General features: G+C 67.9%; 14 protein-coding genes and 1 pseudogene. 7 read left to right on the forward strand and 8 right to left on the reverse strand.

Annotated features, from left to right (window positions below; genetic code table 11):
• Positions 1-9: 9 nt before the first annotated feature.
• The 4 genes from ACI791_RS01740 to ACI791_RS01755 form a co-directional block, all read right to left on the reverse strand.
• Positions 10-720: an SDR family NAD(P)-dependent oxidoreductase gene (locus ACI791_RS01740; protein WP_456584456.1), complete on the reverse strand. Its 711-nt coding sequence runs from the start codon at positions 718-720 to the stop codon at positions 10-12.
• A gap of 20 nt (positions 721-740) precedes the next feature.
• Entirely contained in the window at positions 741-2,222 is a 1,482-nt protein-coding gene (locus ACI791_RS01745) for a TRAP transporter large permease (protein WP_456584457.1), read from the reverse strand.
• A 2-nt stretch (positions 2,223-2,224) separates the two neighbouring features.
• Positions 2,225-2,770: a TRAP transporter small permease gene (locus ACI791_RS01750; protein ID WP_456584458.1), complete on the reverse strand. Its 546-nt coding sequence runs from the start codon at positions 2,768-2,770 to the stop codon at positions 2,225-2,227.
• A gap of 135 nt (positions 2,771-2,905) precedes the next feature.
• On the reverse strand, positions 2,906-4,036 hold the full coding sequence (locus ACI791_RS01755) for a hypothetical protein (protein WP_456584459.1): 1,131 nt from the start codon (positions 4,034-4,036) through the stop codon (positions 2,906-2,908).
• A gap of 239 nt (positions 4,037-4,275) precedes the next feature.
• Here ACI791_RS01755 and ACI791_RS01760 point away from each other — a divergent pair, with 239 nt between their 5' ends.
• The 4 genes from ACI791_RS01760 (at position 4,276) to ACI791_RS01775 (ending at position 6,387) form a co-directional block, all read left to right on the forward strand.
• On the forward strand, positions 4,276-4,956 hold the full coding sequence (locus ACI791_RS01760; RefSeq protein WP_456584460.1) for a TetR/AcrR family transcriptional regulator: 681 nt from the start codon (positions 4,276-4,278) through the stop codon (positions 4,954-4,956).
• A complete protein-coding gene (locus ACI791_RS01765; RefSeq protein ID WP_456584461.1) occupies positions 4,953-5,744 on the forward strand; it encodes an SDR family NAD(P)-dependent oxidoreductase in 792 nt (263 codons plus the stop codon). Before ACI791_RS01760 ends, ACI791_RS01765 begins: the two co-directional genes overlap by 4 nt.
• A gap of 154 nt (positions 5,745-5,898) precedes the next feature.
• Entirely contained in the window at positions 5,899-6,132 is a 234-nt protein-coding gene (locus tag ACI791_RS01770) for a hypothetical protein (RefSeq protein ID WP_456584462.1), read from the forward strand.
• Positions 6,133-6,189: 57 nt separating this feature from the next.
• Positions 6,190-6,387 (forward strand): hypothetical protein, encoded by a 198-nt coding sequence (locus tag ACI791_RS01775; protein ID WP_456584463.1) that lies wholly within the window; start codon positions 6,190-6,192, stop codon positions 6,385-6,387.
• A 451-nt stretch (positions 6,388-6,838) separates the two neighbouring features.
• Here the strand turns inward: ACI791_RS01775 and ACI791_RS01780 are convergent.
• Together ACI791_RS01780 and ACI791_RS01785 are read right to left on the reverse strand one after the other, a co-directional pair.
• Positions 6,839-7,997 (reverse strand): annotated as a pseudogene (locus tag ACI791_RS01780) (IS3 family transposase).
• 33 nt (positions 7,998-8,030) lie between these two features.
• A complete protein-coding gene (locus ACI791_RS01785) occupies positions 8,031-8,216 on the reverse strand; it encodes a hypothetical protein (RefSeq protein WP_456584464.1) in 186 nt (61 codons plus the stop codon).
• A gap of 489 nt (positions 8,217-8,705) precedes the next feature.
• On the opposite strand from ACI791_RS01785, the gene ACI791_RS01790 reads away from it, so the two are divergent.
• The 3 genes from ACI791_RS01790 to ACI791_RS01800 all read left to right on the forward strand — a co-directional run bounded on the left by ACI791_RS01790 (position 8,706) and on the right by ACI791_RS01800 (position 11,744).
• A complete protein-coding gene (locus tag ACI791_RS01790) occupies positions 8,706-9,743 on the forward strand; it encodes a neutral zinc metallopeptidase (RefSeq protein ID WP_456584465.1) in 1,038 nt (345 codons plus the stop codon).
• Between the two features lie 421 nt (positions 9,744-10,164).
• The gene (locus tag ACI791_RS01795) at positions 10,165-10,596 is read left to right on the forward strand and encodes a VOC family protein (protein WP_456584466.1); all 432 of its coding nucleotides are present in this window, start codon (positions 10,165-10,167) and stop codon (positions 10,594-10,596) included.
• 629 nt (positions 10,597-11,225) lie between these two features.
• Positions 11,226-11,744, forward strand: coding sequence for a hemerythrin domain-containing protein (locus ACI791_RS01800; RefSeq protein WP_456584467.1), 519 nt, complete (start codon positions 11,226-11,228; stop codon positions 11,742-11,744).
• A gap of 136 nt (positions 11,745-11,880) precedes the next feature.
• Here ACI791_RS01800 and ACI791_RS01805 read toward each other — a convergent pair whose 3' ends face one another.
• Both ACI791_RS01805 and ACI791_RS01810 read right to left on the reverse strand, forming a co-directional pair.
• Positions 11,881-12,135 carry a hypothetical protein gene (locus ACI791_RS01805; protein WP_456584468.1) on the reverse strand — a complete coding sequence of 85 codons (255 nt, stop codon included), beginning with the start codon at positions 12,133-12,135 and terminating at the stop codon, positions 11,881-11,883.
• 23 nt (positions 12,136-12,158) lie between these two features.
• On the reverse strand, positions 12,159-12,827 hold the full coding sequence (locus tag ACI791_RS01810; protein ID WP_456584469.1) for an HNH endonuclease signature motif containing protein: 669 nt from the start codon (positions 12,825-12,827) through the stop codon (positions 12,159-12,161).
• Positions 12,828-12,869: the final 42 nt, after the last annotated feature.

The following is a 12,869-nucleotide window of genomic DNA, read 5'->3' on the forward strand; positions in this document are numbered from 1 at the left end:
GGTCCCCGGTCAGTCGACGAGCAGGCCGCCGTTGACGTCGAGAACCTCACCGGTGATGTAGGTGTTCTCGTCGGAGAGCAGCCAGACGATTGCGCGAGCGACCTCGTCGGCGGTGCCGTAGCGGCCCAGTGGCACCGAGGCGCGGTACGCCTCGTGGACGTCGGGCGAGAAGTCGTCGGTCATCCGGGTGCGGATCACCCCCGGTGCGACCGCGTTCACGAGGACTCCGCTGGCGGCCAGTGCCTTGGCGAAACTGAACGTCAGGCTGATGACGCCTGCCTTCCCGGCGGCGTAATGGGCACCCACCTGGAGGCCACCGACCTTGCCCGCCACCGACGCCAGGTTGACCACGCGGCCGTGACCACGGCCGGCCATCCGCCGGGTCACCTCCTGCAGGCACCAGAACGCCCCGTTGAGGTTGATGTCGATGTTGCGGCGCCATTCGTCGGCCGTGATCTCCAGGACCGGCTTGACCTGTGCCACGGCGGCCGAGTGGACCAGCCGGTCGATGGGGCCGACCTCCGTCTCCACCCTGTCGACGACGGCCGCGACGTCCTCCTGCCGGCTGATGTCCAGCGGCACGCCGATCAGCCCGTCGGCGTCCAGATCGGCACGTCGTCGCTCCAGCGCCGAGGGGATGTCGGCACACACCACCTGCACGCCGAGCCGGGAAGCCGCGCGGCAGACGGCCCAGCCGATGTCCCCCGCGCCTCCGGTCACCAGCGCTACCGATGCGGCGGTCAAAACGGTGCCTCGATGAGGCCGGGGAAGAAGATGATGAGGACCAGGCCTGCCATGGAGATCGGGATGAACCACGAGACCCCGATGAAGACATCGCCCAGCGTGATCCGCTTCCCGAGGTTGACCTCCGGCCGCTGGGACAGCCGGTGCACCACGAAGGCCAGCAGTCCGACGGGCGGGGTCACCTGGGCCAGCTCGCCGAGGGCGACGACGAAGACGCCGAACCACAGCAGGCTGATGTCAAAGTGCGCCAGTGCCGGCATCAGGATCGGCACGGTTACCAGCATCATGCTCAGCGATTCCATGAACATGCCGAGCAGCAGGAAGGCCACCATCAGCAGCAGCAGGAACGTGACCCTGCTGATGTTCAACTCCTGGATCGCATTGGTCAGCCAGCGCGCGGCACCGCTCATGACGAGCAGCCGGTTGAAGATCATGGCGCCGATCAGCATCAGGAAGATCGCTCCGACGCTGCTGAGGGTGTCCCCCAGCGCAGTGCGGACGCCGGTCCACAGCCCCTTCTTGAGGGTCCAGCCGGCGATGAGGAGGGCCCCAAAGGCGCCCACCGCGCCGGCCTCGGTCGCGGTGAAGAAGCCGCCGTACAGGCCGACCACGATCACCGCGATCAGGATCGGCAGCGGCCAGACGCCCGCCAGCGAGGTGAAGCGGTCGCGCCAGGTGCTGGTCTGATGCCCGTGCCCGCCGGGCCCCTTCCCGACCATGGCCGGGAAGGCCAGCGCGATGCCGATGATCAGGATGGCGAACAGCATGTGCAGGGCCACGCCGGGGACCAGCCCGGCGAGCAGCTGCGGACCGACGGGAACCTGAACCACGCCCGCGTAGACGACCATGAGAATGCTGGGCGGGATGAGCTGACCGCCGGTGCCACCGGTCAGGACCGCCGCCGTGGCCAACCGGGGGTGGTATCCGGCGCGCAGCATCTCGGGGATGCCGACCCGGCCCAGCGAGTACGCGATGGCAACGCTGGACCCGCTGACCGCGCCCAGCCCCGCTCCGGCGACGTTCGTCGCCACTGCGAGGCCACCTGGCACGAACCCGAACCAGTGCCGCGCCGCCAGGTACAGGCGCTCGGTGACGCCTGACCGCCAGAGCATGACGCCCATGAAGATGAACATCGGCAGCACGCTGAGCGACCAGCTCGCCGTCGTGTCGTAGGGCAGCTTGGCCAGGGTCGCGCCGACCTGGCGCAGCGACGCGAGACTCCAGATGCCCAGCAGCCCCGCCGTCGCCATCGCGATGCCGACCGGCATCTTCATCAGCAGGAGCAGCAGCATGAGCAGGGCGGTGAGCCCGCCGACGACCTCGGGCCGCTCCACGGAGAACATGAGCGCGATGAGGGCGAAGGCTCCGCCGTAGAAGACGGCCCGAGCGATCCAGTCACGCGCCGGGGGGCGCTGCGCCGGGGCATCCTCCGCGCGGGTCGCCGCCGTGGGCGCGAGGTTGAGCTGCGAGGCGGTCATGTTCATCGGCCTCCGGCCCGTGCAGTGGCGTGGTGGCCCGGGTCGGGCGAGATGGGGTCGTCGTCGAAGTCGTCGAGGGCGGCCTGGGGATCCTGCGCCCACGGCTTGCGCATAAGCGTCAGCCCGACCGCCACGGCCGCGGCCACCGATCCGATCGGCACCAAGAAGACCGCCGGCCAGATCACGATGCCGGAGATGGGTCCCGTGGCACCCCGCTCCAGCTGCAGGAGCGCCTCCTCGAATCCCCACCAGGCGTAGGCCAGGAGGATCGCCACGGTGGCCACTGCCGCGACGAGGGACAGTTCCCGCCGGACGGCGGGGCTCATCCGGTCGTAGACGACGGGCGCGGTGATGTGGTCGTTCTGCAGCTCGGCCGCGACGAAGCCCAGGAGGCAGATCGCCGGCATATACCAGAACTGGACGTATTCCAAGGTGCCGGTGATCGGCTCACCGGTGGTCTTTCGCAAGACCGTGTCGAGGGTGACGTGCAGCATCAGCGCGAGGACGGCGATCCTTCCCGGCCATCCGAGCACATGGAGCACACGCACCACTCCGCTTCGCCCGCTCGGGACGCGCATGGGACTGCCTTCCGTACGTGGTGGGTTGGTCGGTCTCGGTGCGGCCGTGTGGCTCGCCGGTGCGGTCGGGGCCGGGCCCTGGAGCCCGACCCCGACCGCAGGGCACTACTCGGGGCGGCGCAGGCTCGCGACATCCTCGATGTAGGCCTCCATGAAGGCGTCGAGGTCGACCTCGCCCGTCGGGTTCGACTCGGCGAACTCCTGCCAGGTCCCACCGGCCTCGTCGGTGTAACCCAGCTCCTCGACCCGCGCGGCCCACTTCTCGTTGGCTTCACGGAGACCGTCGATGTATTCCTGGCCGTCCCCGACCAGGGTGTCAAGCTCGGTGGCCGCGCTTTCCAGCAGCTGCTCCTGCCCCTCGGCCAGGGCCGCGCGGGCGTCGTCGCCCCACTGCTGGAACGTCACGTCCATCTCCCGGCCCGTCTCGATCGCGCCGACGTGCGCGGCGAAGATGCCCTCCAGCACCTCGCGGTAGAAGACCTCGTGCGCCTTGTCGTACAGCAGCTGCTGAGCCTCCAGCGGGAGCTGCTCCCACGTGTCGAGCGACATGCTGAGGCTTTCCGAGACCCAACCGGAGAAGGCGACCTCCGAGTCGATGAGCCAGTGGTCCGACAGCTCCAGCAGACCCATGTCGCGGGCATCGGTGATGTTGCCGATCACGCAGTCGACGACGCCGCGCTGGAGACCCTCGTAGATCTCGGCCCCGACCAGCGCCACCGGGGACATGCCGAGCGCCTCGGCCTGGGCGGCGTACCCCTCGCCACTGACGCGGACCAGCTTGCCCGCTGCGCTCTCGAGGTCGTTGACCGGCTCGCCCGCACAGACCATGTGGAAGGCCGGCGCGTTGATGACCAGGCCGGTCAGTGGCTGGATCCCGAACTCGCGGAACTCCTCGTAGTGCTCGTCCCCGAGCCCGTACTCGGCGTAGGCCGCGCCCTTCGACAGCGTGCCGACGGTGGGCGTGGGCTCGCCCACGAAGGCCACGTTGGCGAGGACGTTGCTCACCGGCAGGTTGTCCGGGCTGTAGATCGGGATGTGCAGCGCCATGTCGATCAGGCCGCTCTGCAAACCGTCCTCGAGGCCGTCCAAGGGCACCAGCGAGCCGGAGTAGTGCGTGTCGAAGGTGATCTTGCCGTCCGACTCGGTCTCAACCTCCTCGGCCATCGAGTGGAACGCCTCGCTGAGGAAGTGCTCGGGGCCGTAGAGGAGTTGGACCGTCAGCTCCGTCGACTCCATGTCCTCGAGCGAGCCCGCCGAACTCCCCCCGCCCCCTCCTCCGCCACTGCAGGCGCTGAGGGCCACCGCTGCGAGCGTGATGCCCGCCGCGCCGAACCTCCGGGTGGCTCTCGACATCCGTTTCCTCCTCGATCGCCGTCGACCGCTGTCGACGAACCCTGTGATCTAGATCATGTGATGGGTGATACATTCTGAACGAACGCCCGTACATCCGTCAACGGCGGCACAGGAGAACTTCGGTGAGGGAAAGCAGAGGCGAGTCAGCGCTGCTGGAGGCGGCGCTGGACCTGTTCGCCGGCAAGGGCTACGAGGGCACCTCGATGCGAGACCTGGCCCGGGAGGCCGGCATGAGCCCACCGAACCTCTACAACTACACAACCAGCAAGGAAGACCTGCTGTGGCGGGTCATGAGCGACACCATGGAGCAGTTGCTGGCCGGCTTCACCGCCTACACGACCGGTCGCGGGTGCTCAGTGGCCCGTGCGGTAGCCGCCGTGCGCAACCACATCGAGTACCACGCGACACACCGGCGCGAAGCGATCATCGGCAACGGCCAGATCCACTTCCTGTCCCCCGACCGGCAGGTCGCAGTCAAGGAGTTCCGCCGGCAGTACGAGAACGGACTGCGCGAGGTGGTCGAAAAGGGCGTCGCCGAGGGCGTGTTCACCGTGGAGAACCCAAAGCTGGCGTCCTTCGCCATCCTGCAGATGGGCATCGCGGTGAGCGGGTGGTTCCGCAACGACGGAAGGCTCACCGTGCCCGACGTGGCGGACGTCTACGCAGGCTTCGCGCTACGCCTCCTGGCGGTCGACCACGCTCGGCACGACCAGATCTGCGCAGACGGGGAGGCGTGCCTCTCCAGGACGAACAGCACAGGAGTCGAGACCATCGAATCCCTCACAGAAGGAGCGGCGCGTTGACGTCCTCACCCCAGCCCACCCGGCCTCCCCGCGGGGCCGCGCTCGTGACCGGTGGCGGAGCCGGCATCGGGCTCGACGTGGCGCTGCACCTGGCCGGCAAGGGCTACCCCGTAGCCGTCAACGATGTGGACGCCACCCGCACCGGGGAAGTGGTGGAGTCCATTCGCCGGCGAGGTGGGACGGCGACGCCTCATCCCTGCGACGTGTCCTCGGAAGACGAGGTCGAGTCCATGGTCCGGGAAATTGTGGAGATGCACGGGAGCTTGACGACGCTCGTGGCGGCGGCGGGCATCTCCGACACCGTCACCCCGACCCTCGAGCAGTCGGTGGACGTCTGGCAGCGGACGGTCGACGTGGACCTCCGCGGCGTCTTCCTGTCGTGCAAGTACGCCGGCGCGGCGATGAAGGAGGCCGGCGGCGGCAACATCGTGGCGATCGCGTCAATCGCCGGGATGGGCGGGTTCCCGAAGCGGTCGGGCTACGGCCCGGCCAAGGCCGCGGTCATCAACTTCACCCAGTTGCTGGCCGTCGAGCTGGCGCCGTCGGGCATCCGGGTCAACAGCGTCGCCCCGGGTTACATCAAGACCGCCATGGTGCAGCAGCTCATCGACGCCGGACGGATCGACGAAGAGGCCCTGGCCGCACGCTGCCCTGCAGGACACCTGGGCCAGCCGTCCCACATCACACACGCCATCGACTACCTGATCTCCGAAGGCGCCGCATACACGACTGGATCGACCCTCGTCGTCGACGGAGGGTGGTCCGCCTGGCTGGGCGGCTACACCTGACCAAACAGGTCAACTCTGTCCCATTCCATCCCACCAAGAGGCGGCCGAGGAGTCCGGCGGGTGGGACCCGAGCACGACGACCACTGCGGCAGCGGGCCGGGCCGGGCCGTCGATCATTCCCGATTACACGTGTCCACAACGACAGCGTGGGTACGTGATTCCGCACCGCGACCGGCAGGAGGACTTTGTGGCTGATATCGCCTACGTCTCGGAAGTTCGCGTCGACCGACTGGGTGGGCCGCTCCGAGCGGCACACCTACCGGGCGAGGAAAAACCGACCATCTACGGCATGCACGGGGCCATCGCCGAGCACTACGGAATGGAGCCGGGTGACGCACCCAGCCATGCGAGCACGATCGATCATGTGGTGGCTGCGGCTCTGGGTTAGCTGGTCGGGACGTTCGCCGGCGCCCTGACGGCCCGGCGTATCGATCCCACCGGTCTGGTGGGGCACGCACGCGGTGAAGTAGAACTTGAAGGCAAGATCCTGGTGCTGAAGCGGATCGGTGTCACCTACACCGGTTTGGAGGTGGCCGACCAGGACGCTGGCAAGGTCCATCGGGTCCTGGCCGTCCACGTCGACGGCTGTCCGGTTGCCCGGAGCTTGAAGGGAGCCATTGACATCGCCGTCCAGCTGGGCTGACTCCGTGACCCGGCGTCGCCTGTGCGTTGTGCCGCCCACAGGCGACGCCGCGCATTCTCCAAGGCGCCCCTCATCTAATGGAATCCACGGGCGCCGGCGCAACGCCCGGGCTACCCGTCACCTCCCGTCGAGACCTGCGTCGGAGCTCTCGACGGGAGGCTGTCTGTCGTCGCGGAGTTCGACGACGAGAGCATTGCTCGGGACAAGTCCCATGCGGCACCCCCATGGGGACGACCACGACCGACCAGCGTGTTGCAGAGAGCCGTTCCTCGTTAGGTGATCCCCTGCGGGACACCGTCGCCACGCTCGCGCTTGCTGCCGTCCCAGGTCAGCGACCGCAGCAAATCCGCCGGCATCGTGCTCATCGTCGTGGTGAGGGCGTCCTTCATCGCAATTGCGCCGTAGCCGCCGAGCGGAGGGGGGCTGCTGCACGAGTAGGTGACAGGTTGGGTCAGGCGGCCTGAGCGGCCAGTGTGGGCACGATGGTCTCGTATTCGATGGGTATGAGTCGACCGAGGGCGTCTTGACGGCGCCGGCGGTGGTAGGTCCGTTCGATCCAGGTGACGATCGCGATCCGCAGCTCTTGTCGAGTGCGCCAGTGGTGGCGGTCGAGCACGTTCTTCTGCAGCAGTGAGAAGAAGGACTCCATGGCGGCGTTGTCGCCGGCCGCGCCGACCGGTTGAGGGCGTGGACGAACTTCCGGCTGCAGAACTGGGATCCGCGGTCCGAATGCACGATGCAGCCGGCCACGTCGGCGCCGTCGGCGTGGCGCCGAGCAACGGCATTCTCGATCGCGGTGACGGCGAGGCGGGACTTCATCCGTGAGTCGATGGAGTAGCCGACGATCCGGTTGGAGTGCACGTCCTTGATCGCGCACAGGTAGAGCTTGCCCTCGGCGGTGCGATGTTCGGTGATATCGGTCAACCACACGGCGTTGGGCGCCTCTGCGGTGAACACCGGGTTGACCCGGTCGTCGTGCACCGGCGGTCCGAAACGACCCCCCCTTGCCCCGTCGGGGCTTGCCGAACGCGCTCCACCACCGGTCGATCGAGCAAATCGCCCATGCGGTGGGCGTCGCCATCGGACGCCCGTTCGCGGCGGCCTCGTCGACGAGCAGCCGGTAGCCGAACTCCGGATCGTCGCAGTGAGCGTCGAACAGCGCGTTGGCCCAATAGGCCGCGACCAGGTCGCTGCTCGTGACCGGGTCGGCCAGCCACCGGTAGTAGGGCTGGCGGGCGATCTTCAAAACCCGGCACGTCACCGCGACGGAGATCCCATCGGCGGCGAGCTCACGGACGAGCGGGTAGGTCATTTTCGGCAGGTTCGCCTGCGACAGATAGGCCGCAGCCCGGCGCAGGACCTCGTTCTCCTGCTCCAGCAGCCGGATCCGCTTGCGGGCCTCACGCAGGTCGGCGTTCTCCGCCGCCGTGGTCCCGGGCTTGACGCCGTCTTCGACGTCGGCGGCCTTCATCCAGTCACGACTCGCTGATCCCGAACTCCGCCGCGATCTGCTTCAGGTGCTGGCCCGGCGCACGGTTGCGAGCGACGTTCACGACGTCGTCGCGGAACTCCCTGGGGGTAGGCCTTGGGCACGGTGAACATCCTTCCAGCGGCACCTCCCGGCACCACAGATCAGATGTCACCTACTCGTGCAGCAGTCCCGTGACGCGCTTCTCCACGACGACGTCGGCTGTTTGAAGTCGGGGCGCGTTAACCCGCAATCGCGCTTGGCCGCGGCACAGCGGCCCTGCATAACCGACCGGGTCGCGCTGCGAGACGGCGATCAACTGTTCCTCAGCAGCTTTGACTGGGGCGATGAGCCAGGTCACCCAGCGCAGCCCCCACCTTGGTCACCCCTGTGGAAGGTCCGGCTGACGCCCTCGAGTTGGCCGATCGGCCGTCGGGTGTCGCGGTCTAGGTCCCCCTAGACCGCTGTCCCGTGAACCGCCGCCTGCCGTTTGTGACGACTGGCGGGTCGACGGCGACGGTGGCTTCATGTCTGCTGCACGGGCCTCGACACGCGCTATGACTCAGCTCACAGTCCTCGCGGGGTCAGGGAGAGGCTCATCCGGGCCCTGCGCCGATCAAAGACTTACTGCAGGTTGCCACCGCTCAGCGAGGAGTCCCCCATGAATCGTTTAGCACGTGCCGGCGTAGCCGTGGTCGCCGCGGGAACGGCAACAGCGGGGGTCGCCTCGCCAACACGACCACGGCCGACAGCGAGAGCTCCGAAAAGATCAACCTTCCGCCGAAGGGCGGAGGGAGCAGCCATGCGTCCGCGCACGACATTGATCAGACTCACCACTACGGTCACTCTCATGCTCACCGCTTGCGGCGGCGGCGCCTCCAGCGGGGGTGACGGCGAGAGCGCAGATGACCCGGTGGTCGCGGAGGAACCGGCCCGAACCTCCGAGTCTACTCAGGCTACCCGGCCGACCGAGCCTCCGACCTCGCCGCCGACCGCAGCATCGTCCAGTCCTCCTCCCGAGCCGAACGCTGACATCGCGCTCGGAGAGCGCCTGCTACCCCCGACCCAGCAGGGGCAGGCCACGATCGACATCAATGAGTACATCAACTTCGTGGTCGGCAACTTGGACCAGATGTGGTCGAGCTTCTTCCAGCAGATGGGGATGACCGAGCCGTACCTCACCGTCGTCGTTCCCGGGTCTGCCCAGACGTCAACGTTCCAGACGCAGTGTGGCAACACGGTGATCACGAGCACGTTCGATAATGCAATTTACTGCCCGCTGGACGGCGACGGCACCTCCTGGTCCTACGGCAACGTCGCGACCGACCAGGACCACGGTGCGATCGTGATTCCAGCGGACACAATGGTCACCCTCTGGAACACCGGACGGATTGCTGATCGACAGTCGGCCCAACCGGGCGACCTCGCGGTCGCGTTCCTGGTCGCGCACGAGTTCGCGCACCACATCGTGGACGAGTACGCGCGCCAATACAACCTCGCCGCGTACCTGAACAACCAGCCCTGGCTGATGCAGCCTGTCGGTAAGTACGCCGAGCTCATGGCCGACTGCGCGGCCGGACTGTGGATCTGGTCGGCCCAGGCGCAGCAGCTCCTGGAGGACGGCGACATGCAAGAGGGCCTCGAGGCAGCGCGTTCGATCGGTGACCTCACCTTCGGCGGGCCGGATCCGCACGGCACGTCGCAGGAGCGCCATGACGCGACCTTCGAGGGAATCCTGTCGGGTAGCTGGGACTCCTGCGTGGCCTCCTACTGGAAGCAGGACCCGAACACCGACAAGAACAAGGACGGTACTCCTGACGTGCAACAGAACCGGGCGTACCCGTATCCTGCTGGATATCCCATTCCAGCCGACTACCTGCTCCGGTGAAGAGTGTTCTCGGGGCCGTCATCCTGGCGGCGTCGCCTTGCTCGCTTCGAATCGGCCGACCGGCGGTCGGGGGATCGCGGTGGCGCTTGCTCACTCATCGGCGTGTGCGGACCTCCCACAAGCCGAGGGCGCTACGGCGAGGTTCGGATGCGCCAGAGCGGCCAATCGGCGACGTCCCCCGAGGGATCTTTGCGGGCACCTGGCACAGCTGCGACAGTTCGTCGTCAGTCGCCCGAAAGTGCGTTGATGACTGTTCCCGAGGGCCCGCTGGTTTGCGCCGCGAGAGCGTGATGCCGTTGGCCGCCCTTCTGTTCTGAGCAGACCAGGCGTTGCGGGTGGACCTGTCGAGATCCAGACCCCCGGCTCCGTCCCAGTGAAGAATCCATCAGATCACCACTGGGGGCCGGGTCACATGGCACACGTGCAACGGTCCGACCACGACGGCATCACTGTCGCGGACCTCAGCTCGGTGACGGCGTTCTTCGTCGGGCTGGGTCTCGAGGTCGAAGGTAACGGATCCGTGGAGGGCGAGTTCGTGGAGACCGTCTGCGGCATCCCGGGCGCGCATTGTGAGATTGCGATGCTGCGGTCACCCGAGGGCGGGACCCGGCTGGAGCTCGCGAGCTTCGTCGCGCCCAATCACGTACCCGGATCGCCGACGGCGATGGCCAACGAACTGGGTCTGCGCAATGTGTCCTTCGAGGTGGGCGATCTCCGAGCGGCCGTCGACGCGGTGGCTGCAAACGGCTACGGGCTCGTCGGCGGCATCGGCGAGTACGAAGGCCGTGTGCGTATGGCTTACGTGCGCGGACCGGAGGGAATCATCGTGTCCCTGTTCGAGCAGATCGGCTGACGCGCGTCAATCCGTGCACGCGCTTTCAATGTGCGCCCCGACACGCCGCCGCCGGCTTCGTCTCGCAACAGGATCCCCTACGGGCGCCGGCGTCGCGCTCGACGGCCTGCTCGTGCAGCAGTCCCGATCCCGCAGAACGAGTGTCAACTGAAGTCGCAGCAGTCCCTGCCCGTTCGATCCCGGTCACCCGCTCCACGCAGTGTCCAGCTCTCATGCCTGCCTGCGCGGCTCAGTCGGGACGCAGAGCGCCGCTTCCGTGCCGCAGTGATGCCGGCCCCTGCTCCTCGCCAGCCACCGGCCTTGACCGATGTTCGTGGCATGGTCGAGCCACGACCTTCAGGGCCCCCAGTTCGTCGACACAGCCTGACCCCGCCGTGGTGCGCGGCGCCGTCATCCGGCTACGCACCCTGAGTTGCGGACCGGTGCCCGCGTCCGGCTGCCGCCGCGCTCACTCATCTCGACGCCCCGGCACCGTTGAGCCGGCGCCCACCCGAGCGACCTCGGCCGACCTGCCGTACCCGTTCGCCGGAACTGCACATCAGCGGCCCAACCACTCACGTCCCGATGACCACCGGCGGCAGGACCGAGAAGCCGGGCTAACGCGCAGTCGGACGGGTAAGGGGGCGGGTATGTCCGACTTCGAAATCACCGCCCTGGTCCTGGCCGAGCATGAGGTCTTCCGGCGGGATTTCTCCGCGCTCGATGACCTGCCCGCCGATGAACTCGCCGCCGCCTGGGAGGCGCTACAGGCCAAACTCGAGGTGCACGCCGTGGCCGAGGAGCAGCTGTTCTACCCGCTCCTCGCCCAAGAGGCGGACGGCGAGCAGGAGACCGCGGAGGGCGTCCACGACCACAACGAGATCCGGCACGCCGCGGCCGCCGTCGGGGAGCACGAGGTCGGCAGCGATGGTTGGTGGGAGGCGGTGCGAAACGCGCGGCAGGTCAACGCCGACCACATGGCCGAGGAGGAGACGGACTTCTTTCCGCCCTTCAAGGAGGCTGTCGACGAGGAGCAGCGCGAGGCTCTCGGGATGCAGTGGCTGGCGTTCCACGACAAGCACGAGGAGGCCGAGGGGCTGTCCGGCGAAGACGCGGAGGTGGAAGAGGTGATCGCGACCGAGGTGCCGGAGGGTGACCCGTCCGTCTAGCGACGGGCGGGCGCCGATGTCGGCGCTCCGTCTGATCCGCCGCGGTCACGGTCGTTCCATCGCGACGTCCTCGAGCCGGCGGTCATCGCGCATTCGGGCCGGCGGAGCAGTCACGAATCCCGCAGTCTCGGTCTCGTCATCCGCAGTGGTCCAGCGCGCCGAGCTCCCACTGCGCCGGCGTCCGGATGTCGGGGTAGTTGCGCGGAACGTTCTCGTCCGGCAGCTGCTCGGTAGGTGGCTCAGGCGGACCACAGCTCCAGCGCACGCCTTCCACGTCGGTGAACAGCACCCGGCGGTACTCCCGGGCGGAGATGCTCGCCGACTGGCCGGGGCCGAGCGTTCCGACGCGGACGGCTTCGACGACGGGGCCGAAGGATCGCCAGGACGGCACCGGCCGCGCCCCTGGCTCTGCCGTTACGGCCCGGTTCCATCCCCGGCCAGCCGTACACCGTCAGCGTCGTAGAGCCGACGACCGAACGGATACCAACGGTCACCCCAGGGCGCCTGATGGGAGGTGCGGGTCCGGGTCGCCTCGGGTGAGCGTCGATGTATCCGGCGGACGTTCTCATCCCGCGTGACCGGCTCCAAGTGGTCCCAGTTCTGACACCACTTGCAGCCGCACAGATGATCGACGACCAGTTCGTAGGGGATGATCAGATGGTGGTGCAGCGTCCACGCGATGCGGTGGGCCGGGACCGGGCGCCCCTCCCACGAGAAGTTCCCGTAGTCGGTGTCGAACCGCCGATTCCCGTGCCATGGCCAGCAGGCATCAGGACCGGCTGAGCGATCGACGTAGGGCCAAAAACGGGCACTGCGGCGCTGAGCGTAGAGGTCGGACAACGGCTTGAAGACGTAGCTGCCGCCACCGGGAACGGTGCGGGTCACGGCCTGGGCGGAGGACCGTGCACGGCGCTGGCGTGCTCGATCCAGCTTGGCCTGCTGCTTCTGCCGCTCCAGCGACCACCCGCGCTCCCGTTCGGCCTGCGCGGCCGTATTGCGGGCACGGGTGGCTGCACTTCTGGCCAGCACCTCGGCGCGCTCCTCGGGAGAGAGCTTTTGCCACCAGTCCTTCGGCCGCGCCATTCCTCATGGTGGCACCGGGATCGGACAGCTGCCAGTACCGAG

Source organism: Blastococcus sp. SYSU DS0973, from assembly GCF_054051055.1.